Here is a 24,637-nt window from a genome sequence, read left to right on the forward strand (position 1 = left end):
TATGATTATATTTTGTGTTTTTTTCATTTTCTGGGAGTTATTTCATGTCTTTTATTTTCTAACAGTCCTCCATATCTTACGGGAGCACCCAATCGGTTAATCCATTTTTGCTCATACCTTCTTGCTTGTCGACCAGGCTTTGTTCTTTGAAGAACATAATATTGATATCTAGCTCCACTTTTTTTCCCATGTTCATACTGTCTTTTTAAGTATCTTTTCCAACTTTTTGCTCTTCCTACATATACACCCCCAGTATCTAAATTCTTTCTTAAATAAATAACAGCGGTTCTCGCTTTTTTTGCTGCCTTTAATTTAGGACCACCAACAAAACCAATAGCTGCAGCAGCCGCGACACCTTTCCATCCTTTTCCTGACTTATATGCCTTATACCCGTCATAAACCGCAAACCCTGCATTGATGGCCAGCCATACCCAATGCCCATCCGGATCGACCAGCATCACTGGATTGTTGTTCGCATACGTATAGCCGTTCTGTGTGAGGATATCGTCCGAATCTCCTGGATCTGGATCTAACGATAAGAACACGCCATGCGTTGGGTGGTAGTAACGGGCAATCAGGTAGTATAGACCTGTTTCGTTGTCATATTGATATCCTGCATAGCGATATGGGTTTTCTGCTGCCACATCCCCCGATTGGGAAAGAAGGTTCCCCCACGCATCGTATTGATAGCGCGCCCCAATGTTTCCTTGGGCATCTGTTAAAGCGATGACATCGCCATGGGCGTTATAGTGGTAAAAGTATGTCGCATTGCCTTTTTCATCGCCAAGAGCTGGCCGTTTTCTCCGTATACATACGATTGTACCACCGTTCCGCTCGCATCGGTTTCATACAAGACATTGAGGCTGTCGACTTGGTAATGGTGATAGTTAGTGATTTTTCAGTTGTGTATAGTTAAACATAGGGATCTTTTTCAGACTTATTTTGTGCGTACAAGATAACTCAAAAAATTATCATTGCAGGGGTTTCGGGGATAATGTTTTTTGGTTGTGAGCATTTTGCACATTTTTCAACCCAAGAGCCATAAGGTTTTCTAAAGCATAAAAAAGGACTTCACCCCTTATTTGTAGAATTTTGAAGTGACCAAACCACAAAAATCCACAAGGAGGAAGTCACTTTGTATATTCTACAAGAAAGTCTATTTTCCTTTGAAGAATTGCAAATTTTAGAGTCAAAAGAGAAATTACCGATCTTTTTTAGTGCTCTAGATTTGCGTCCTTATGCTAAACAATTGAAAAGTTCTTCACCCCAAGGGGCTGAAGGACATTCCAAAGAAGGGATATTAAGGGCTCTTATCGCTGCCCCATTAGAAGGTATTGATACTTTTACTTCTCTTCACAATCGATTGAAAAATGACCTGCGTTTTCGTTACCAATGTGGTTTAGATATTAGCAGGCCTGCACCATCCATCTCTACTCTTAGCCGAGTATTTTCTTCACTAACCAAAACTGGACTCGTGAAAAGAATCTTTCAAGATCTCGTCCAGTTAGCTCAAGAGGAAGGAGTAATTGATGGAAAACATCAGGCTATCGACAGTGCCGCCATTGATGCTTACGAAAAGAAGCAGCCTAAGAAGCGAAGTGAACAAACAGGCAACGCCAATTGGGGGGCAAAGTTTGATTCCTTCGGTAATAAAATTACTTGGTTTGGCTATAAGATGCATCTTTCCGTTGACACCAAAAGTGAATTACCAATGGCGATTGAAGTAACCCCTGCTCATATCAACGATGGGGATGTCGCACCACAATTAATTGAACAAGTAAAGAGTTGTACAAACTCTAAAATTGATTTCCTGATAATGGATGGTGGGTACGACCAGCTTAAAAACTACGAATCCGCCAAGAACATTGGGGCTCAAGCTATTATTCCACTCAATTTGCGTAATGAAAAGGAGCCTCCCGAAGGAATTGCCTCCAATGGAACCCCACGCTGTTCTATGGGGTACGAAATGACTTATTGGGGAGCCAATAAGGATCAGCTCAAATTCAGATGTCCACACGCAACCGGAAAAGTGGATTGCCCATTAGGAATGGCAGCCTGTTCATCCTCCAACTATGGAATGGTAGTAAAAATTAACGTGAATAAGGATCTTCGCCGGTACTCTAATCCACACCGCGATTCCAAACGTTGGAAAGAACTTTACAATGAGCGAACCAGTGTAGAACGGTGCAATTCAAGAATGAAAAGTTATCTTACAGCGAACTCCCTGCATGTGTGGGGAATCGATAAAGTAAAAACTCATATTTACTTGAACGCCATCGTATTACTGGTTTCAGCTCTCGCAATGGCAAAAGAGAGTAAAAAGCAACAAACCGCTTAAAAAATTTTTAAAGCGAAAAATTCTGCAAGTACGCCCAAAAAAGGACAAACAGAATATTTGTAAACCAAAGATACAAAATACCCGGTTGTAACAATCGGTTTATCCGGTACTCCGCCCATGTAAAAAGCCTTAAGAGAATAATTCTCTTAAGGCAATATTAAGATAATAACTCTATAATAACTTTTTCACAATACTTAATAACCACTTTTATAATTTAAAAATAGTTTGTCTTTAACGTCTTTTGGAATAGTGAAGTTTTTATAATTAAGGCCAATCCAATCAGTAACCTCATTATCAATTGGTCTCCAATTATTTAATATCGGATTTAAGGAGTCCTTATACATTTTTTCACTGAATGCAATAACGCAAACCTCTTTTTCTCTTTCTGCCCATATTCCCCACTTCATTGAAGGAGAAGCCCATACTACAGTATAGGAATTAACAAATATGGAGTCGGCTGGACTATCTTCTGGACTGAAATTCAAAATATCCAAGTATTGATCAGGGGTAATACTTATTTCTAACTTAACCCAATTAAAATAATCGAACTCTTTAAAATAATAGGTTATTGGATCAGGATCAAGTACAGCCATTATGATAAAATCATCATTTGTTTTATTAGCTAATTCCCTGATTTCACTCCAGAATTCGTCTGTCATAGTGAAATCAAATTCTTTAAACAAGTAATTTGTAAACTCTTTATGAAATACTTGGTTTGGTAAAGAACTATTAGAAATAAAAATTGTATTTATAAGATTTTTGAGATTCTCAAATTCCCTCATATTATCAATAAATTTATTTTTATATTCCATTATTTCGCCCCTAACCTTATTTTTAAAGTATCTTTTTTACCATTGGGACTATAAATCGTAAATCTGAGAAATTTCACCTTTTAAACAGACATACTTACATAAAACACCTTCCAATTTCGTCTATTAATCTCTCTAATTTTATCCCCAGCTCATTTGGTTCATCATCATTTAATCCTTTTTCCAAAAACTCTTCATTTACAATATCTCTCAATTCGTTACCTAAAGTTTCATTTATATTAATTTCATTATTTAAAACCCACAGAAGGTCGGGTCTACGGGATTCCAAGCATTCTCTTAATAAAAGTAACATATCTGCGCTTAGCTTTAACATTTACTTCCTCCTTATACCTTTTGAGCCCTTTGCGTAAGTAGTAATTATTTTTCCGTTCTTATTTAGAACTACAACCGCATTCTTACCCACATATTTCGTTCTTCCTCCTGACTGTTGAACCACTTTTTTTTGGGTTTCTAGTTGCATCTAGAATAGCTTTAGGAGCCACTCCTCTACCACCATCTCTTTGCATAGCCTGTGCTAAACCATGTTTAGTATATCTTGTTATTTTTCCAGCTACAGCCTTTCTAGTAACTTTAGCAAAATTTAGAGCCCGTCTAGCTTTATACACCCTATACGCAATTTTGGCACCTTTAAACGCCGCACCGCCAACCAATCTCACACCAACGGCAATCGCCGCAGCCTTCCAACCACCTTTTTTAAATGCCTTATACCCATCATACGCCGCAAATCCCGCATTAATCGCCATCCACACAAAATGCCCATCCGGATCGACCAGCATCACCGGATTGTTGTTCGCATACGTATAAAGCCGTTCTGTGTAAGGATATCGTCCGAATCTCCTGGATCAGGGTCCATGGACAAGAACACGCCATGAGTTGGATGGTAGTATCGGGCGATCAAGTAGTAGAGTCCAGTCTCTTCATCATATTGGTATCCGGCATAGCGGTACGGGTTTTCTTCTGCCATCCCACCTGATTGGGAGAGAAGCTTGCCCCATGTGTCGTATTGATAGCGCGCGGCAAGGTTTCCTTGGGCATCCGTCAAAGCAATGACATCGCCATGCGCGTTGTAGTGGTAGAAGTAGGTGGCATTGCCTTTTTCATCGCCAAGAGCTGGTCGTTTTCTCCGTATACATACGATCTTACCACATTTCCGCTCGCATCGGTTTCATACAAGACGTTGAGGCTGTCGCCTTGATAATGGTAGTTGGTCACAACCCCATTTACTTTCTTTTGGATGCGCCGGCCGTCTTCGTCGTATTTTTATAACAAAAAGAGATTATACCCGAAATTCCGGTATAACCTCTGACCAAGAAACACTTTAATGCCGTTCTTGCGATTGAATCATCGAGTGTAGCCAAAAGATCGCTTTCTCTTTTTTTAAATGCTAGGCTTCATCTCTAATTTATAAGGTTTTAACTCTCTTTTAATAAAATCTTATGAATATCCTCGATGTTTGAGGTCGTAGGGAGCATATACGGAGTATTTCCAAGGCTGATGAAAAGTTTCGCTAACATGCTTCAAAAGTGAAAACTAGTCCACTAGTTAAAATAATAGTCTTCTTCTAAAATGTTTATTGCATAATAAAAATGCAGAGCTTTGCAGAGAATTTGGCTTATGCCAACTTTACATGGAGTGGTGGGCGGGATAGCCTTGTTAGGCGAAGCCAGCCCTTGATATTGCTGGCTTTCTGGCTTTTTAATCACGCCCACAGAGGCTTCATATCAAGTTGCAATTCTCTGCACTTTTCTTTGCAAAACTCTGTATTTTTCTTTGCTAAAAACAGCCAATGGCTGTGGCTGTTTGGGCTTCGACGGGAGATTGAACGGGTATTTAACGAGTAAAGAGTAATGGGATGGAGCCCCCCATGATATGGATTTCATCGATATTTACTGCATGTGTTATGTTGCATTCTTATGCATAATTTCGAGTTTTTACTCTAGTTTTGCAACACCATCGAGCATATTCAACCTCCACCTCATGGATACGCAGGACGAAGGAATGTGTGGACCATCATCTAGTGATACTTGGGAGGGTGAGCAACCATGAGAAGTGTGGAGACTTTTAGCACGGTCATACGCAGTATTATAGATATTGTAAATATGTTCCGTAGGATAGGTCTTAACATGTAAATATATTGTATAAATTCAAGTAATATTTATTTATATGAGGTGGCAAAGCTATCATGTGTTTGCGAAATTTAAAAAAAACGTAAGAAATCTGAAGAAAATTAAAGTTTATAGAGGGAGGTTCTAAAAATGAATTTACAAAAAGAGCGGCAGTTACTGAACTGCCGCTCTTTTACCCCAAAATTTTACTATAGATAACGTTGCTATCAAAAGTCTAATAATTTTCTAATTCACCTTCTAAATCTCCTAACAAAACTTCAACTTCCATTACTGCGGAATCATAACCATTCCAAAAAATCGATGGTCTATATCCATCTTCTTTTATCCTAGGAAGCCATTCATTCATAAACTCATCGAGTTCAATTGGTTCAGGAGTATATCCTTCCCATTCTTTGGCGGCACAATATTGAGCAAATTCTCTTTTAGGCCAAAAAGGAATTAGTAGATTGCCATTATCATCCTCAGTCATTGCCCAACCGTCTTCGTAGAGTCCCCATACCTCTCCCCAATCGACCACTTTTTTTATAAAGTATTCATACCTTTTGTTAGCTGGTAAGTTAAGAACAGAGTAAAATTCTTTTTCATTTATCATGTTTTTACCTCCTTCTTCCATAGCGATCATACTTGTGCTGAGTTCTATGATTTCTTATTGTTTGTATATCACTGTGTTCGTACCCGTATCCTTTTCTTGCCTCATATCCACGTCTATGAGCTAACTCATATCCCTTTGGCACTCTTATAGTTCTTCTTTTCCCCTTTTAATCTCATTAATATCACGTCGAATTTCACCACGTAAAGCTGATGATAATTTATCATCATTTGCTAATTCTCTTAAACGTGCTTGTTTACCTCTTCTACCACTAGCAAAAAACTGTAAATCCAACCTTCCAGCCCGTCTAACTTTATACACCCTATACGCAATTTTGGCACCTTTAAACGCAGCACCACCAACAAGCCCTACGCCTACTGCAATCGCCGCCGCTTTCCAACCGCCTTTTTTAAAGGCCTTATACCCATCATACGCCGCAAATCCCGCATTAATCGCCATCCACACAAAATGCCCATCCGGATCGACCAGCATCACCGGGTTGTTATTTACGTACGTATAACCGTTTTGTGTGAGGATATCATCCGAATCTCCTGGATCTGGATCTAACGATAAGAACACGCCATGCGTGGGATGGTAGTAGCGGGCGATCAAGTAGTATAGACCCGTTTCTCGGTCATAAAAGTCACTCTTTTATATGGTTTACTTGACAAATACTAGTTTATAGTACGAAGGACGTCGTTTTTCCAATATTAGTCAATTAAAAGCTTTTAACTTTGATTTTTAAGTGGATAATCTACTAGAAACTCCTCCCCATTAATCACTATACTTTTCGCTTCAATAAATAATAGTGCCTCCCAAAACTCAAGTACAAAATTAGCCGAAGAAAAATATTCGTCAACCCATTGTTCTTTTGTCGAGCTAATATGAATTTTACCTATGCCATTTTGATAATAGTCAATTGAAGTTAGTTCAATGTAATCCCCATCTTCTGGATTAATAGGATTTAAGCGGGAATCTCCGGAATTTTCTACGAAATAAAAAGAAGAAACACCCTTAAATACAATCTTATAATATTCCTTATTATCACTTAATTTAACGTTTAGGCTAATCGTATGAGATAAAATATCTATATGAAAGCTTTCGACTACGGTAGCCCACATTTCATTTAATAAAGCAATTAATTTTTTCAGATCCATATTCATTACTCACCTCATCTATCTCCTGTATTTACTAATCGCTCTCACAATTTGTTTATAGGATCTTCTTGATACATTAATATGTGTAAGTTCTCTATGACTAGACCATTCACCGTTTAGCTTCAAAGAGCCTCGACCATCTTTACTTATTCTAAAGTACGGTTTATTACGTATTCCACCCTTATTCATAACTCTTACAACTAGGGGCTTTCTACCATCTGCAATAGTTACCTTCCATCCATCTCCCTTAGTTCTCCCTAAAGTTCCACCAAATTTTTTTGATACTTTTTTCGCTAAACGATAAGTTCTTGAAAATTTACCTGCTTTATATGCTCTATACGCAATTTTGGCACCTTTAAACGCAGCACCACCAACCAGTCCTACGCCAACGGCAATCGCCGCAGCCTTCCAACCACCTTTTTTAAATGCCTTATACCCATCATACGCCGCAAATCCTGCATTGATGGCCATCCAGACAAAATGTCCATCCGGATCCACCAACATCACCGGGTTGTTGTTCGCGTACGTATATCCGTTTTGTATAAGGATATCGTCCGAATCTCCTGGATCAGGGTCCATGGATAAAAACACGCCATGAGTTGGATGATAGTATCGGGCAATCAGGTAGTATAGACCCGTTTCATGGTCATATTTGGTATCCCGCATAGCGGTAGGTTTTTTTCTTCTGTTTCCCGAATTCTAAGATGGTTTCCCCATACCTCGTAATTGAAAAGGCAGATTTCCCCTAGCTAAGAAACCTGCCTTTCTCTCTTATAAAATTTCTTACATAGTCTACAACTTCTTATCTTTTTGAGGTGGATTTAAAAACATATCATCATCAATGTCATATCCTTCTGGAGCCCAATAAGTTTCAGGATAACCATATTCATTAAACAACTTCCTCAAATACCTTATCGTTTCACTCCATGTCAAAAAAGTAACAAAACTATAAGGTGGATCTCCTTCATTATTCCATACTGCCCAAGTTCTATTTGGCAATTCAGTAACATACCATCCCCCGTCTTCTGGAATATGAAACATAAAGAATGTATTATCACTAGCCTCAGACCATGTACGATAGCCAAGCTCTTTAGCAAACTGTTCATATTTGCTAAAGAAAATCTTTTTAAAAAAATTCATTTTTCCCTCCACATATAAACATTTTACAAAATATATAAGCTATTTTTTCCTGTTCTTCGCTTTCCATATTGTAATCCTCCAGGCTTCTCCACTTCTATAAAATTTACCTTTAAAATGAGGATGATTTTTAGTAAACTTGTTACTTTGTAAATGATAACCATGGTTATTATGCGGAGGATGGAGTTCTATAGATCTATATTTCCTTTTACCTTTATTATTTTTAGTAGAATAAAGAACTCCCCAATATCCTTTACCCGAATCGTTTGCCCCCTTTATCCGTCCTATTTTGTGAATTTTAAAGCCTGTTTTCTTTATCTTTTGAAATATGTCTTTAAATAATTTAGCCCTGTGCCCATCCGGATCGACCAGCATCACCGGGTTGTTATTTGCGTACGTATAACCGTTTTGTGTGAGGATATCATCGTCATCCCCCGGGTCGGGATCTAAAGATAAGAACACGCCATGCTCTGGGTGATAGTATCGGGCAATCAAATAGTGCAGTCCGGTCTCTTCGTCATATTGGTATCCTGCGTAGCGATATGGGTTTTCCGCTGCCATATCCCCCGATTGGGAAAGAATCTTGCCCCACGCATCGTATTGATAGCGCGCCACGATGTTTCCTTGCTCATCCGTTAAGGCGATGACATCGCCATGCGCGTTATAATGGTAAAAATACGTCGCATTGCCTTTTTTCATGGAAAGGAGTTGTCCGTTTTCTCCGTATACATATATTGTACCACATTTCCACTCGCATCGGTTTCATACAAGACGTTGAGGCTGTCGTCTTGATAATGGTAGTTGGTCACAACCCCATTTACTTTCTTTTGAATGCGCCGGCCATCTTCGTCGTATTTTGATATAACAAAAAGAGGTTATCCCCGAAACTCTGGGATAACCTTTTGACCGAGAAACACTTGGAAGCCCTCCTTACGATTTTATCATCGAGTTTAGCAAAAAGATCGCTTCCTCTTTTTAAATGATAGGCTTCATCTCTAATGTATAAGGTTTTAACTCCCTTTTTAATAAAATCTTATCAATATCTTTGATGTTTGAGGTCGTAAGGAGCACATACGGAGTATTTCCAAGGCTAATTAAAAGTTTTTCATCATTATTGGCTAACATAAGGGCTGCCCCTGCCTCAAAAGTAAAATCTAGCTCATTGGAGTTCGTTTTACAATAGTATGCATCCTCCAAAAAAGTAATAAGCTGAAATCCATTTTGAGATTGCATTTCTTTTATTTGAATAAACTCTAGTTTCTCTTTAGGATTAAACGATTGTAATTTTGGCATTTCTTTTTCCTTTACAATTAAAAGATGGTCAATCTCTGCTTTATAAGCGATTTCCGTTTGTTCCGCCGTCACTACATAAAATTCATGATGATTCACCTGTAATACGACTTGCATGCAGCTAAAAGCTTCCCGATAATCAGGATCCAAATCTGAAGAACTTATGAATACTCTTATATGTTGTGATTGAGAAATACTACGTAAATCATCAAGCTTTGTTTGGATCGGAATAAGGTAATGTGGTACCGATGACAATTGAACCCCTCCTTTTTAAAAATGTATATCCTCATAAACTCCGCCGCGTTTTAAATCTAGATTAATCTTCCATGTTCCGTCTTTTCGCTTTTTATATCGAATTTGATATTTATTGTCAGGGGTATACCTTCTCACAGAATTTCCATCTCTTTTTTGAATGACTTTTTTCCCTTTCGTTAAGTGCCTAAATATACTTTTAGCTACAGCTTTACCACCGGGCAAATCGGTATTAATCCTAGTCCGATGTTTTTTAGCATTTTTACCAAGAAGCCACACAAATTTAAGGCTTTTCCCTGTATGTCTGACAAGTTTTAATTTTCCTCCACCAATCGCACCTAAGGCCGCTTTTTTAGCTACGTATTTCCATCCTCTTCCGGTTTTATACGCTTTATATCCTTCATACGCCGCAAATCCCGCATTGATGACCATCCAAACAAAGTGCCCATCCGGATCGACCAGCATCACTGGATTGTTGTTCGCATACGTATAGCCGTTCTGTGTAAGGATATCGTCAGAATCTCCTGGATCAGGGTCCATGGACAAGAACACGCCATGCTCTGGGTGGTAGTATCGGGCAATCAGGTAGTATAGACCCGTTTCTCGGTCATATTGGTATCCCGCATATCGGTATGGGTTTTCGTCGGCCAAGGAGCCGGATTGGGAAAGAATATTCCCCCACGTATCGTATTGATAGCGCGCGGCAATGTTTCCTTGCGCATCCGTCAAAGCAATGACATCGCCATGGGCGTTATAGTGGTAAAAGTAGGTGGCACTACCTTTTTTCATCGCCAACAGCTGGCCGTTTTCTCCGTATATATACGATCTTACCACATTTCCGCTTGCATCGGTTTCATACAGAACGTTGAGGCTGTCGCTTTGATAATGGTAGTTGGTCACAATCCCATTTACTTTCTTTTGAATGCGCCGGCCGTCTTCATCGTATTTGTAGGTGACAAACGGAGTGCTTTCGCCTTTTCTTGTAATCGAAACCAATTGGTCCGCTTCGTTCCATTCATATCGATACTGGCCGTCTTCCAATCGATTGCCGTTGGCATCGTACGTGATCGTTTCACTGCCAAACCGAATAAGCTGATTGGCCTCGTTATAATCGGCATTTGTCGTCGTCGACTGCCCACCCTTTGTTTTCACGACTTTCGTCCGGTTGCCGAATCCATCATACGTATACTCGATCTTCGTTCCGTCTGGAAGCTCTTCTTCCACTAATTGATCCAGCTCATCATAACGGTAATCGATTGCTTTTCCTGTTGGGAATTCCACTTTCGTCCGATTGCCGTTTTCATCATAACGGTACGTTTCGGACAGTATTTCTTTTCCGTCCGCTGTACCAACCGATACGTTTTCGACGAGGCCGCGATCATCATATATAAAGGTTGAACCGGCTCCGTTTCCTGTCGTGAAGGTGCGGATGTTTCCTTTCTCGTCGTAGTCAAAGCGGTACGTATACGTCCCGTCTGTCACAATTGTATTTTGGTCCAAGGCATTATATTGAAAATTCACTGTTTGGCTAAAGGAGCCATGGGAAAACATAAACTGCTGCAATTTATCCGATGTCGTTGGATATTGCCATTTTTGCAGTCCACCGCGATCGGATTGTTCGATAACACGGTTCGCCGAATCAAATTTTCTTGTCTTCGTCGTGCCGTCTTTTAGATATTGGACGGAAAGTTCGTTTCCATTTTTATCGTAGCTGAATTCGTAATATGGGACGTTATTGTAGGAAATTGTTTTGACTCTTTCCGTTCCGTCATAAGACCATTGAATCGTGTTTCCCTTCGGAAGGACTGTTTTAGTTTTATTTCCATTTGCATCATATTCATTCGTCGTCGTATCTTTGAGCGGACCAACAGTTTTAATGAGTTTATCAGCTGCATCATACGAGTAGGTAAAGGTTTGCGACCGGCCGCCGCTTGTCCGAATGACTTTTGATGTCATATTTCCGTTCGCGTCATAATCATAATTGACGGAAGTGCCGTTCGCTAACAGCAGCTGTTTTAAGCGATTCGATAAATCATACGTGTATTCTTTCTTGTTTCCTTTCTCATCGAACTCGCTCAATATATTACCAACGGCATCATAATTCTTTTTCGTAACATATCCGGCTTCATCAGTTTCTTGAATAACATAGTTTCCGCTAGAATCATACTTATTTTTCGTCACGACGTTTCCTTCCATCAAACGGATCGCGTCAAACCACACTGTTCCCGTGTAATTGCCTCGAAACACAACGGATACATCGATTTTATCGATGGGCTTCGAAGGATTGATGGAAACGGCGGCACGGTTCCATTCTTGGGTTCCGATCGGAAAGTCTGCAGCATACGTTTGAGTTGCCCCGTCTGTAAAATACGCTTTAGCCGTTATGGAATAGTCGCTCGGGCTCACCGTACCGTTTGCTTTGACATCCTGCGCTTTCGAAAGACCTGTGAGTGTCAAACGAAGCGGTGTATCATTTGATGTTTGGCCAACAATCACCGTCTGTTTATATTCGCCGGCCGATTGCGTGGTGCTTGTTCTTAAAAATTTTAAAGAGGATCCTCCGTCAAAGGATTGCGTAGAATCCACACTTCCTCCTGTTCCGTTCCAATTCGCAATGGTCCCTTCAAAACTGCTATTGATAACTGGGTTATAACTCGAAGAAACCTGTGCCTCTTCCAATTGGATGCTATCAAACCAGGCTTCTCCGGAAGCATCTGGAGACTTATGATCGACCTCTAAATACACGCGAATTTTGACGGCACTCGGTGGAGTAGTAAACGTCACTTGCCGTTCTGTCCATGGTCTCGTACCGGTTAGTTGGCTGTAGCGATTGTCAGCCCAAGAAATCCGGCGATTTTGACTGTCTAAAAATTCGATATTAAAGAACGCATTGGCCTTCGTCAAATTCGTTTTGATCTTCCCGCTTAACGTATACGTCGTGTTCGGTTTCACGGCAATTTCTTGGGTAGCCGCCACATAGCCAAGTTCCGTTCCAGGCGAACTTGAGGCAGTGACGATTTTTAAAGTTTTTCTTCCAAGCGACCGATGATGACGATTCGTGTCTTCAAACAATTGTCCGGAATCGTTAGAACGAAGAAGATTCCAAGCTGTGATTCCCTGTTCGAAGCCGCTATTTGAGAGTAAGTTCGCTGCACTGCCTAATGTATTGCTTTCTTCAATAATATTCCCATAGGTATCGTATTTTGCTATAGAAGATGTTTTTCCGGATTGATCAGTTTCGGATACAGGATTTAAGCCATCGTAGGCAATCGTAGTGGTATCGCCTTCCGTATCTGTCTCGGAGATGACATCATTATTTTTGTTATACTTGTATGTTTCTGTACCGTACTGATCTTTCACCGATAACACATTCCCGTTTGCATCATACGTATATGTTTCAGTAGGTTTCACAGCATTTTGATCATTCGGATCCCGTGATTCTACTAGATTATTTCCCTCATACACGTAGCTTGTCGTAATGTTTAACCCGCCTGCATCTTCGATTATTTGAATGGGGTTCGCTGCTTCATTAAAGGTATACTGAATTTTGCGGCCATTCGGCTGGATCACGACGAGCTGCCGTTTCGTTTGATCATAATTCAACTTATAAATGCGGTTCTCGGGATCTATTACTTGACTGATCCTGTCTCCATTGTAAATGAATTGATTGACAACAGCTTTAGCTTCTGTATGCGTCGGTTCATATACTTTCTCTAGACGGCCATGTTCATTATATTCGTATCTCGTGGTTTCTTTGCCCGCCTTGGTGACTTTTGTTAACAAACCATTCTGATACTCAAACGTGATCGAACGGTTTAGTGGATCGGTAATTTTTTGAATTTTGCCGCTTGCGTTATACTCCATAGTCAGTTTTCTTCCTGATGCATCAATAATGGACACAAGCTTTCCATTCGCATAACTATAAGTCGTTGTATTTCCATGACCGTCGACCATTTTGGTTAACTTTCCGTCGCTTTTTCGGAAGTGAATTTTCGTTTGATCTTTGTCGGTCAATATATATTCATCGGCTGTTTCGCTTAATTCCAAATAAACACCTGTCGGAGCTTTATAAGTACCATCGGATAGCTTCGTGAATATATGGAGCGTACCATCTTCATCTGTAAATCTCGCTTCTTTACCCTGAGCAATGATGCTTATTTCCGCATCACTCTGCCATCCTTTTCCAAATAATCCATCCGAAGTAGATAGACTATTGTAAGTTCTTGTCATTCCTAGCCCCGGTCCTCTTCCAGAAATCGATACATCATCTTCGTCGACGATGAGGTTACCGGTAGCGGCATTCACGCTTGCATAAGGAACATCAATGATGGACCAGTATTCCTCCTTTCCTAAATACTCATTCCCCTCCGGAATTTTTACCGTCAACGCCTGATTGGAATATATTGTTTCCCCATCTGCATCGTATGCACTGAGTCTAAACCAGTAATTGGTGCTTGTCGCGTAATTTGTCCCCATTTTTGCATATAATGGGGAAGGATCCTTCGGAAGCTCCATTCCCTTTCCATCATGATGCAGCGTTAAAGATCCGGAAGCCCCTTTTTGGATTTCCTCTGAAGTAGGCCAGATTCCTTTATTTTGAGTCGTCCAATGGTCCACATCTCCTACATCAAATGCTTCATAGTACTGGCCGTTAAATATCCACACTTTGTAGCCTGTTGCACCGGGAATTTTTTTCCAATCCAGCATAACATAACCGGATTTGCTTCCTAATTGGTTGGCGTAAGCAAATCCAGAAGGAGCTGACGGCACAGGTAAATCCGAAATGCTCGGCTTATACGCATCCGAGTAGACGGTTTCCCCTTGAGCGTTATAGGCACTGACACGAATCCAGTAGTTGGTCGCCGTTGCATATTTTGTTCCTGCATTTTCATAGACTGGGGAAGGATCAACGGCCAATTCTGCGCCAAGACCATCATGTAAATGGAGTTTATAGCGGCCAGTATTTATTTCTGCAGCAGTTGGCCAATATTTTTTGTTTTTCGTTGTCCAAGAAGTGACGTTCCCGACATCAAGCGATTCATAGTTTGAACCGTTAAAAAGCCAAATTTTATACCCCGTCGCTCCGCTCACCGGTTTCCATTTGAAATCGATATATCCTGTTCCGTTGCCATTGGTATAACTAACCCCCGTTGGTGCAGATGGTTTCTTCAAATTAGGAATGGTTGGCATAAAGGCTCCAGACATGGCGCTTTCGCCTTGGGGAAAAATCGCGCTTACTCGGAACCAGTAGTTCTTGTTATTCGGATAACTTCCTCCTGAATTTCGATAGACTGGGGAAGGATCGACAGCCAGCTCCGTTCCTTTCTGATCTTGGTGCAGGTCGTATTTTCCGGCGTTAATTTCAGAAGAAGTCGGCCAAATTTTCTTTCCATTAGTGCTCCAAGAGGTAACATTGCCTACCTCAAAGGCTTCGTATGATTTACCGTTATATATCCATACTTTATAGCCCTTTGCCCCAGGAACCGGATCCCATGATACATTCACATATCCTGTGCCGTCTCCATTGCTAAAAACTGTTCCTTTAGGAGTTTGGGGAGCAGGGATCGTATACGTCACCGACAAATACGGTTTATAATTACTATTCGTAGAAGAAACGACTTTTTTCCAATAGGTTTTTCCATTTCCATTCGTATGAAGTTTGAAACCATACTGTTGCTTCTTGCCAGAAGCCCATTCTTTAACTGTATTCGTTACATTAAATTCCGCCCATTGATCTCTGGCCACATCAACTTTCCCAATATTAGTTGAAGAGGGCTTATTATTCCAATTCAATGCACTAGCTGACCATGAACCATTCACAGCATCTAACCATAACCCCGTTTTGGTGGTAGAGGAGTATGAATGGGTTACATAAACATTAAAAGTGGCATTCGTAATATTCATATTCTGTATACTTGATAGATTGTGATTTAAGAAAGCATAGCAAGTGCCGGTTGTGTTATCATAATAACCAACTTTTAAAACATACTGTCCTTGTACTGAATCCCATTTACTGGATGAAGAACTGTAATTAGTCGTTGGATATGCACTCATCACAAATGTATCCGTTGACACATTTATTGAAGTGCTTGGATCAATATAAACTGGATATACGCGTTTAGGATCTTTCAACCATTCAGGATCAGCTTTTATCGTTAAAACATATCCTTGCGCTTCTTTTTGCAATTCGTATGTTACATCTTCTGAACGCTCTACTTCACCAGAGTATTCATCGACATTGGAATCTACCATAAACGGCTTCGGCAGTTCAAAAACCTTTTCTTTTTCTTGATTCATAAACAGTATTGAACCATCATTTTGGACTTCAGCCTTTAAATCCGTTTTCAAATAAAATTTAAATATATGATAACCGGTAAATGAGTGAAGAACTAAATCTTCTTTTGTCGCTTGATTGAATGTAATATTCTGTAAATCTATAAAAGGAAAGATATTTTTGTGAAAAATTTTATTATCTTTTTTCTTATAAATAGCAGAAACATCCTTCGCCTTTATTGGCTGTACACCATTGCCGGCTGCTTCTAAAATGGAAAAGGAAATTGAATGTCCATTATAATGGAAAGTGGCATATTCTCCTTTGACCATTTTTTTATGAAAGTTTGTCTCGATAATAGTATTCTCTGTTTCGACAGAATTCGACTGATCGGTGCTTTCTGTTAGATTTGGAGAAATTTCCTCAAATGGCTTCCCCTTCTTTTTCCTTATATGGATCGGCTCAAAATAAATCTTTTTGGTAAATGTGCCATCACCATTGTAAAAAACTTTTGTATTCTCTGTCCGTTCCTCAATGATTTCCCCTCGTTTAAGGTTAATTTTAGGGGTCGGGACTTTTGACGGTAAATGACTTTCAGTAGAGTTGTGGTCTTTAGAATGAATGGTTTCTGCGAAAACGTCTAAAGGAACGGATGAGAAAAATAACAGATTCACAATTGCCCATATCAACCATTTTTAAACGACTAATTTTCATATAATTCCTCCTTTTCAATAATTTGTTAAATTGATTGTACTTTATAAAAGCTAGATTTAGGTACATTTTTTGACATACAAAATTCTGTATTTTTCGACAAATTTCGCTTCTTTTGTACGAAAAAACCCCCCTTCAATGAATAAATTAATCCATTCAATTGAAGGGGGAATGCTTTTGACCTATTTAATAGAATACGGGTATGAGCGGTGGTCGTTTAGAATCACTCGCCCGTATATTTTCCAATTGATTTTAATAGGCCCCTAAAGTGTGAGCAGAGGCTTATGATTATTTGAAATGAATTAAGAAATATTTCTTTTTGCCCCGGCGGATCACAGCAAATTGACCTTCGATGGTGTCTTTTTCAGACACAATATAATCAAGCTCCTGCACCCGTTCGCCGTTAATGTAAATCGCACCGTTTCCGATGTCTTCTCTTGCCTGCCGTTTCGATGGAGAAATTTTCGCCTGAACTAATAAATCGACTAATCCGATTTCTTTTTCGGTCGTTTCATACGAAGGCACATCTTTAAAGCCTTGTTTTATTTCTTCTGCTGTTAAAGCTTTTATATTGCCGCTGAACAGCGCTTCGGAAATTTTGACTGCCTGTTTGAGTGCTTCTTCGCCATGGACAAGTTTTGTCACTTCTTCCGCTAACGCTTTTTGCGCAGACCGTTTTTCAGGAGCATTTTTCACTTCTTCTGCCAATTGTTCAATTTCTTCTTTTGATAAGAAAGTAAAATATTTTAAATATTTGATGACATCCCGGTCATCGGTATTGATCCAAAATTGATAAAATTCGTAAGGCGATGTTTTTTCTTTATCGAGCCAGATGGCTCCTCCTTCCGTTTTGCCGAATTTTGTGCCGTCGGCTTTCGTGACGAGCTGGAGTGTAAGACCGTATGCTTTCGCATTTTCTTCCGTTTTTCGAATTAGTTCAAGTCCTGACGTAATATTTCCCCATTGGTCGCTTCCGCCGATTTGCAAGCGGCAATCATAGGTTTGGTACAGCTTTAAAAAATCGTACGATTGCAAAATCATGTAGCTGAATTCCGTAAAGGAAATGCCCGTTTCAATTCTTGACTGCACGGTTTCTTTCGCCAGCATATAGTTTATGCCAAAGCTTTTGCCGATATCGCGCAAAAATGTGATGACATCCAATGGCCCGATCCAATCGTAGTTGTTGGCCAAAATGGCCGGATTCCCTTCTTTTTCAAAATCCAAAAAGCGGGAAAGCTGTTCCTTAATGCGTTCTGACCACTGCTTCACCGTTTCTTTTTCATTTAATGTTCTTTCCTGTTTTTTTCCGCTTGGATCGCCGATCAAGCCTGTTGCGCCGCCAACAAGAGCAATCGGTTGATGACCTGCCTCTTGAAATCTTTTTAACGTTAAAATCGGCAGCAAATGCCCGATATGAAGGCTGTCTGCCGTCGGGTCAAAACCGCAGTACAGCTTCACCTGTTCCTCTGACAACAATTTATCTAATCCTTCTTCATCCGTTACTTGATTAATGAGTCCGCGATATTTTAAATCTTCTAGCAAAGCATTCATCAAACCCACTCCTTTTCAAATTTTATCCAAATAAAAAACGCCCCTTCATGAAGGGACGTATAATTACGCGGTACCACCCTGCTTAAGAACATTTGCATGTTCTTCACTCATTCTGATAACGGCTAAAACCGTCCTTTGCTACTTCACTTTCACAAAGAATGCTCATGGAGGTAATTCACAAAGCATTTATGTGCTGATTCGCACCGGCCATCAGCTCTCTGAAACAGGGAAATGCCTGCTACTTTCTCCAATCAACGCTCAAGTATTTTTTTCATTAATAAACATTTTTAGCATAATTGACATCCTTTGTCAACTAAGATTAGAACAGAGGGCGTCAACCGGAGAAAAAAATATGCTATAATAAACTAGATTTTGTAGAGGGATGATGAAAAATGGAGAAATGGTACGAATTTTTTAGGAAGGTAAGCTCCTTTTATCACAAGCACCAGCAAAAAATGGTCATTGCCTATAACGTAACATGGAACTTATTTCTTTTACTATTAGTTATCGGTTTAATAGGCTTCTCCTTTATCGGAGGATTAGGAGCTGGTTATTTTGCATCGCTTGTAAAAGATGAGCCGATCCGTTCCGAAAAAGAATTGGAAAAAGACATTTACGATTATTCTGAAACAACGAAAGTGTACTTTGCAGACAATGTCTATTTAGGGAAAATTCGCACAGATCTTGAACGTGAAAAAATCAAAATTGATCAAATTTCCGAGCATTTAAAACATGCAATTGTTGCAGTGGAGGACGAATATTTTTACGAGCATAAAGGGATTGTCCCAAAGGCGATCATGCGGGCGATTTTCCAGGAGTTCTCAAACTCTTCTGTCAGAACCGGCGGAAGCACCCTCACACAGCAATTAATTAAAAACCAAATATTGACCAACGAAGTGTCATTTGAAAGAAAAGCAAAAGAAATCCTGCTAGCATTGAGATTAGAAAAATATTTTACGAAAGATCAAATATTAGAAGCCTATTTAAATGTATCTTCATTTGGACGAAACAGCTCCGGAAGAAACATTGCAGGCGTGCAGGCTGCAGCGCAGGGGATTTTTGGCAAAGATGCGAAAGACTTATCGATACCGCAGGCAGCTTTTATCGCTGGTCTCCCTCAAAATCCTTTTGCTTATACACCGTTCACAAAGGACGGAGAAGTAAAAGAAGATTTACAGCCTGGTATAAACCGAATGAAAACCGTCCTAAGAAAAATGTTTGCAGAAGGATATATTACAAAAAAAGAATATGAAGAAGCACTTAAGTTTGATTTAAAGGCTCATTTAGCCAAAAAGAAAAAACCTGATATTGAGCAATATCCTTGGATTATATACGAAGTTGAAAAAAGAGTGAAGGATATACTGGCTGAGCAGCTGGCGAAAAAAGACGGTCACAAGCTGGAGGATCTCCGAAAAAATAATAAAGAGCTGTTTAATCGATACATGGCGCTGGCCGATCAAGACATGAGACAAAACGGCTACAACATTCATACGACCATTGACAAGAAAATTTATGACAAAATGCAAGAGGTTGTCAAAAACTACGAGTATTACGGAAATCCAAAGCTTGAAAAGAAAAAAGATCCTGAAACAGGCAAGACCGTAACCATCGAGGAACCGGTTGAAGTCGGCGCTGTTTTAATCGAAAACAAAACTGGAAAAATTATCTCCTTTGTTGGCGGCCGTGATCATAACAGGGAGCAGACAAACCATGCTACAAGAGCATTAAGACCAAACGGTTCAACAATGAAACCGCTCGCTGTCTATGCACCCGCGATGGAAATGGGCATCGTCCAGCCGGGAACTGTTGTGGCAGATCTTCCATTTTCAATCGGGAAATATCAGCCGAAAAACTATGGAGGCGGCTATCACGGATTAACAAGTATTCGAACAGCATTGAAACATTCATATAACATTCCGGCGGTAAAAACCTATGCAAAAATTATTTCGCAAAATCCGGTATCCTATTTAGAAAAAATGGGATTTAGTTCACTTGCTCAAGAAGATTACAGTTCATTCTCCCTCGCTCTTGGGGCAATGACTTACGGAGTAACCGTGGAGGAAAACGTAAACGCCTTTTCAACATTTGCCAATAACGGTGAATTTGTCGACGCCTACATGATTGAAAAAATTGAAACACAAGACGGAAAAGTTATATATCAACATAACAGCAAGAAAGAGAAGGTCTTTTCCCCTCAAACAGCCTATTTAATGATTGATATGATGCGGGATGTCATTCAAAGCGGAACGGCTTCCTCTTTAAAAAGGTATCTATCATTTCAATCTGATTGGGCTGGAAAAACAGGAACTGGGCAGGATTATCGGGATGCATGGTTTGTTGCTGTAAATCCTAATGTATCCTTCGGCACATGGATCGGTTATGACACGCCGAAAAGGCTGGAAACGACCTACAAAGGTTTGACCTACAGCAATAGAAATATATTGCTTTGGGCAAAATTAATGAACGCCGCATACAGCGTCAAACCTGACTTAATAGATCCTAACACTTCCTTTAAAATGCCTAAAGGAATTGTTTCAAGATCGTATTGCGCCCTCTCTGGGGATCTGCCTTCTGAATTATGTAAGAAAGCTGGACTCGTTCAAACTGACTTGTATAACGCTAAATTTCTGCCGAATAAAGTGGATAAAAGCTTGGCGTACGGCAAATTTGTTTTAGTAGACAACGTAGCCTATCAAGTGCCGGCAAATGCACCGGCTGAATTTGTCCAGGAAGGGCCTCTGCTGAAAAAAGAAGTATTGAATAATCTTGGGATTTCAGACGTGTCCCAATTGACTAAACTTCTGCCTAGCGGAGTTAATATAGAGGCTTTGACGTTGACCGGCAATAGGGTTCTTCAGGATAATGGCAAAGCTCCTTCTAAAGTGCCCGCTGTAAAGCTTAGCGGAACAACATTATCCTGGAGCAAAAGCGGTGAATATGATGTTATCGGGTACAGAGTTTATGCAGCTCCATCTAATTCAAATAGTTTCAAAAAAATTGCCAGCATACCTGCAAAAAATAACTTAAGCATCTCAGTCGGAAAATCTCCTGCCTCCTATTACGTCGTTGCAGTTGATGTGGCAGGAAAAGCGTCTCCTCCTTCAGCCATTGTAAAAACGGCGCAATCTGGAAAAACAGAGCCGCAGCAAAAACCGAAGCAGACGGCAAATGCAAGACAATAGGCGAATGGAAAAGATGCATTAAACGATCAATAAAGTAGACGAAACAGAAAAAACAGCCCAGCAAAACTTGCTTTCACCTAATAAATATTTTAAAAAGGACCGCACGTGGTCCTTTTTATCTTTTACTGGCTAGTGTGACGGCAGCTTTTTTAAGAAAACATAGCTTACTTTATTGTATCGCATTTTTTCTTCATAGAAGCGGTGTGCGTCAACGCGCTGCAAGCCGGAAGATAAAGAAACAATATTATAGCCATTTTCTACAGCATATTGATGAACATACGTTAAAAGCTTTTCACCGTATCCTTTTGATCGTTCTTCAGGCAATGTCACTAAATCACAAACCCAAATGAAACGCCCGTAGTATAAAGTGATCATTGGCATAAATCCGATGATGGCAACCATTTTATTATGATCGTAAAGAGCAACTAATTGATATCCTTCCTTTTGTTTAGCTTCAAGCACCAATTCAAGAAATGATTGTTCATCAAGATGAGTCCGCAAATGTTTCATCACTGAAAATCCTTCTAAAATTTCCTCTTTCGTTCGCAATTCTTTCAATAAAAGGGATGATTCCATAAGCTTCTCTCCTATTTCCATTTTTAGCGTTTATTTTATCAATCTATTATTAATGCCTGAACCGCCAATAACAAAGCCGCAAGCCTATTTACTAGACTTACGGCTTCTATTATTTTTAATCTTCCAACGTCGACAAGTCACCTGTTGGCAAGTTAAGCTCCCATGCTTTCAACACGCGGCGCATAATTTTCCCGCTTCGAGTTTTCGGCAGTTTTTCGCAAAATTCTATTTCCCGTGGCGCTGCATGTGCTGCCAGCCCTTTTTTAACAAACTGGCGAATATCCTCTTTCAAATCTTCTGATGCTTCATAGCCGCTGCGCAATGCAACGAACGCTTTAATAATTTCTCCTCGAACAGGGTCCGGCTTGCCGATAACTCCAGCTTCCGCTACGGCAGGATGTTCAACAAGCTTGCTTTCTACTTCGAACGGTCCGACCCGTTCGCCGGAAGTCATAATGACGTCATCAACCCGTCCCTGGAACCAAAAATATCCATCTTCATCCATATAAGCGGAGTCTCCAGATACATACCAGTCACCGATAAAATAAGATTCATATTTTTCAGGATTATTCCAAATTGCTTGCATCATGGAAGGCCAGCCTTTTTTAATTGCTAGATTCCCCATTCGGTTTGGAGGCAATTCATTTCCATGATCGTCAATAATTGCTGCTTTTACGCCGGGGATCGGCTTGCCCATTGATCCAGGCCGGATATCCATACACGGATAGTTGCAAATAAGATGCCCGCCTGTTTCCGTCATCCACCAAGTATCATGAATGCGCTTATTAAATACTTTCATTCCCCAGCGAATAACTTCAGGATTTAAAGGTTCTCCGACACTTAAAATATGGCGCAGAGAGCTTAAATTATATTTTTTCACCAATTCGTCTCCTGCACTCATCAGCATCCGAAACGCTGTTGGAGCGCTGTACCAGACAGTGACACCGTATTTTTCGATTGTTTCATACCAATAATCAGGGCTGAATCTGCCTCCAACAATAACATTTGTAACACCTAGGAGCCACGGACCAAAAATACCATAAACTGTTCCGGTCACCCATCCAGGGTCTGCCGTACACCAATAAATATCTTCTTCCTTCAAGTCAAGAACCCATTTTGCTGTTTGATAATGCTGAATCATCGCATTATGGACATGGAGAACGCCTTTCGGTTTTCCTGTTGATCCGGAAGTATAATGCAAAAGAAGTCCGTCTCTCCGATCCACCCATTCAATTTCCAAATCTTTGCTTGCATTTTCAAAATGAGCAAAGAAATCGATTATTTTTCCTTCTTCTTTTACATCTTCTCCAACAACCACCACATGTTTGAGCGCAGGCAATTCATCAATTGGAACTCTTGGCAGCAGCTCTTTTGTTGTTACAATCACTTTTGCCTCACTATCTTCCAAACGATCCTTTACCGCGCTCTCCATAAACGCTTCAAATAAAGGACCTACAATAGCTCCCAGTTTAATTGCGCCCAAAATGACAAAATAAAGCTCTGGACTTCTAGGCATAAATACGAAAACCCGATCACCTTTTTGAAGGTCGGTATGCTGTTTTAAAACATTCGCAGCTTTATTGGAGAGCTCTTTCATCTCTTCAAACGTATACTTTTCGTCACGATTCGCATCGCGATAATAAAGTGCGACTTTATTTTTTTTGGCCCCATCTGCATGACGGTCAATCGCCTCATAAGCCGCATTGATTTTCCCAGTTTTACTCCATGAAAAATTCTCCTCTACTGCTTTCCAGTCAAAGCTCGCATATGCTTCCTCATAGTTTGCTAAGTTGTGGTTTCCTTTTATTGCTGGTAGCGCTTCCACTTTCATCGAAGTACCCCCCTAAAAATTAGTATATTTGTTTATCATTATATAACTTTTTATTCCATTTCGCAATTTTGTAAAAATTTTTCACAAAACAAATCCGATTATGTTCGACAATTCCTGTATAATATGAATAGGTTATTAGATTGGTAGGCGGTGTAATGAATGGAACATAAAAAAACATATCATGCCAAAGAAATTGAAACTCCAAATGGAACGGTGATTGTCGAAGGGCCAATTCCCCCAGATAAACTGGCAGGCTATAAATTTCATGAGGATTTAACAGCTTTCCGTCCTGCACCAAGGCAGCACAAAGCGCTTGTAGAAATTGCCAAGCTTCCTGAAGGACGGATTATTATTGCCAGAAAAGACGAAACAATCATCGGGTATGTTACATTTTTATACCCTGATCCTCTAGAACGATGGTCTGAAGGAAAGATGGAAAATTTAATTGAGCTAGGAGCCATTGAAGTGATTCCAGAATTTCGCGGATGTGAAATTGGAAAAAATTTATTGATTGTTTCGATGATGGATGATGCAATGGAAGATTACATCATTATTACAACGGAATATTATTGGCATTGGGATTTAAAGGGAACTGGCTTAAATGTTTGGGAGTATAGAAAAATGATGGAAAAAATGATGAATGCAGGCGGTCTTGAGTGGTATGCAACAGATGATCCAGAAATTTGCTCTCATCCTGCAAACTGTCTAATGGTTCGTATTGGAAAAAGGGTAGATAACGAATCGATTCAGAAATTCGACCAATTAAGGTTTACAAACAGATTTTTGTATTAATCGC

Annotated in this window: 14 protein-coding genes, 5 pseudogenes and 1 other annotated feature; of the genes and pseudogenes, 4 read left to right on the forward strand and 15 right to left on the reverse strand. The window is 39.9% G+C overall.

The genetic code is table 11. The features are described from left to right. Nucleotides 1–23: 23 nt before the first annotated feature. Nucleotides 24–895 (reverse strand): annotated as a pseudogene (locus NSQ41_RS14785) (RHS repeat-associated core domain-containing protein); the annotation flags it as partial. Between the two features lie 240 nt (nucleotides 896–1,135). Here NSQ41_RS14785 and NSQ41_RS14790 point away from each other — a divergent pair. Further along, nucleotides 1,136–2,338, forward strand: a complete 1,203-nt coding sequence (locus NSQ41_RS14790; RefSeq protein WP_027725900.1) for a transposase — start codon at nucleotides 1,136–1,138, stop codon at nucleotides 2,336–2,338. 194 nt (nucleotides 2,339–2,532) lie between these two features. On the opposite strand, the gene NSQ41_RS14795 is transcribed toward NSQ41_RS14790, so the two are convergent. From NSQ41_RS14795 to NSQ41_RS14805, 3 genes and pseudogenes are all read right to left on the reverse strand, one after another. Then, nucleotides 2,533–3,150, reverse strand: coding sequence for a hypothetical protein (locus NSQ41_RS14795; protein ID WP_339210251.1), 618 nt, complete (start codon nucleotides 3,148–3,150; stop codon nucleotides 2,533–2,535). Nucleotides 3,151–3,244: 94 nt separating this feature from the next. Beyond that, complete coding sequence (locus NSQ41_RS14800; protein WP_066246758.1) at nucleotides 3,245–3,481, reverse strand: hypothetical protein; 237 nt, start codon at nucleotides 3,479–3,481, stop codon at nucleotides 3,245–3,247. Next, nucleotides 3,482–4,428, reverse strand: a pseudogene (locus NSQ41_RS14805) (RHS repeat-associated core domain-containing protein); the annotation flags it as partial. Nucleotides 4,429–4,961: 533 nt separating this feature from the next. Between NSQ41_RS14805 and NSQ41_RS14810 the strand changes: the two are divergent. Then, nucleotides 4,962–5,108 (forward strand): annotated as a pseudogene (locus tag NSQ41_RS14810) (ISNCY family transposase); the annotation flags it as partial. 400 nt (nucleotides 5,109–5,508) lie between these two features. Here NSQ41_RS14810 and NSQ41_RS14815 read toward each other — a convergent pair. The 9 genes and pseudogenes from NSQ41_RS14815 to tyrS form a co-directional block, all read right to left on the reverse strand. Beyond that, nucleotides 5,509–5,886, reverse strand: a complete 378-nt coding sequence (locus NSQ41_RS14815; RefSeq protein ID WP_311066398.1) for a DUF2750 domain-containing protein — start codon at nucleotides 5,884–5,886, stop codon at nucleotides 5,509–5,511. Between the two features lie 4 nt (nucleotides 5,887–5,890). Then, nucleotides 5,891–6,522: pseudogene (locus NSQ41_RS14820) on the reverse strand (polymorphic toxin type 8 domain-containing protein); the annotation flags it as partial. Between the two features lie 89 nt (nucleotides 6,523–6,611). Further along, nucleotides 6,612–7,040, reverse strand: coding sequence for a hypothetical protein (locus tag NSQ41_RS14825; RefSeq protein WP_327856380.1), 429 nt, complete (start codon nucleotides 7,038–7,040; stop codon nucleotides 6,612–6,614). 18 nt (nucleotides 7,041–7,058) lie between these two features. Next, the gene (locus tag NSQ41_RS14830; protein WP_339210254.1) at nucleotides 7,059–7,706 is read right to left on the reverse strand and encodes an RHS repeat-associated core domain-containing protein; all 648 of its coding nucleotides are present in this window, start codon (nucleotides 7,704–7,706) and stop codon (nucleotides 7,059–7,061) included. 126 nt (nucleotides 7,707–7,832) lie between these two features. Continuing rightward, the gene (locus NSQ41_RS14835; protein ID WP_144597829.1) at nucleotides 7,833–8,180 is read right to left on the reverse strand and encodes a hypothetical protein; all 348 of its coding nucleotides are present in this window, start codon (nucleotides 8,178–8,180) and stop codon (nucleotides 7,833–7,835) included. A 39-nt stretch (nucleotides 8,181–8,219) separates the two neighbouring features. After that, nucleotides 8,220–9,034 (reverse strand): annotated as a pseudogene (locus NSQ41_RS14840) (RHS repeat-associated core domain-containing protein); the annotation flags it as partial. 118 nt (nucleotides 9,035–9,152) lie between these two features. Next, nucleotides 9,153–9,722 carry a hypothetical protein gene (locus NSQ41_RS14845; protein WP_339210256.1) on the reverse strand — a complete coding sequence of 190 codons (570 nt, stop codon included), beginning with the start codon at nucleotides 9,720–9,722 and terminating at the stop codon, nucleotides 9,153–9,155. A 15-nt stretch (nucleotides 9,723–9,737) separates the two neighbouring features. Next, nucleotides 9,738–15,971 carry a DNRLRE domain-containing protein gene (locus NSQ41_RS14850; RefSeq protein ID WP_339211642.1) on the reverse strand — a complete coding sequence of 2,078 codons (6,234 nt, stop codon included), beginning with the start codon at nucleotides 15,969–15,971 and terminating at the stop codon, nucleotides 9,738–9,740. 1,018 nt (nucleotides 15,972–16,989) lie between these two features. Further along, nucleotides 16,990–18,252, reverse strand: coding sequence for a tyrosine--tRNA ligase (gene tyrS / locus NSQ41_RS14855; protein ID WP_327863974.1), 1,263 nt, complete (start codon nucleotides 18,250–18,252; stop codon nucleotides 16,990–16,992). 48 nt (nucleotides 18,253–18,300) lie between these two features. Then, nucleotides 18,301–18,516: a binding site (T-box leader), on the reverse strand. 128 nt (nucleotides 18,517–18,644) lie between these two features. On the opposite strand from tyrS, the gene NSQ41_RS14860 reads away from it, so the two are divergent. Further along, nucleotides 18,645–21,434, forward strand: a complete 2,790-nt coding sequence (locus NSQ41_RS14860; RefSeq protein WP_339210258.1) for a transglycosylase domain-containing protein — start codon at nucleotides 18,645–18,647, stop codon at nucleotides 21,432–21,434. A gap of 129 nt (nucleotides 21,435–21,563) precedes the next feature. On the opposite strand, the gene NSQ41_RS14865 is transcribed toward NSQ41_RS14860, so the two are convergent. Next, on the reverse strand, nucleotides 21,564–22,010 hold the full coding sequence (locus NSQ41_RS14865) for a GNAT family N-acetyltransferase (protein ID WP_063387342.1): 447 nt from the start codon (nucleotides 22,008–22,010) through the stop codon (nucleotides 21,564–21,566). A gap of 115 nt (nucleotides 22,011–22,125) precedes the next feature. Beyond that, the gene (gene acsA, locus NSQ41_RS14870; RefSeq protein WP_339210260.1) at nucleotides 22,126–23,841 is read right to left on the reverse strand and encodes an acetate--CoA ligase; all 1,716 of its coding nucleotides are present in this window, start codon (nucleotides 23,839–23,841) and stop codon (nucleotides 22,126–22,128) included. Between the two features lie 159 nt (nucleotides 23,842–24,000). On the opposite strand from acsA, the gene NSQ41_RS14875 reads away from it, so the two are divergent. Then, nucleotides 24,001–24,633 carry a GNAT family N-acetyltransferase gene (locus tag NSQ41_RS14875; protein ID WP_066248879.1) on the forward strand — a complete coding sequence of 211 codons (633 nt, stop codon included), beginning with the start codon at nucleotides 24,001–24,003 and terminating at the stop codon, nucleotides 24,631–24,633. Nucleotides 24,634–24,637 lie beyond the last annotated feature (4 nt).

Source organism: Aeribacillus sp. FSL K6-8210 (assembly GCF_037963925.1).
GTDB lineage: Bacteria > Bacillota > Bacilli > Bacillales > Aeribacillaceae > Aeribacillus > Aeribacillus composti.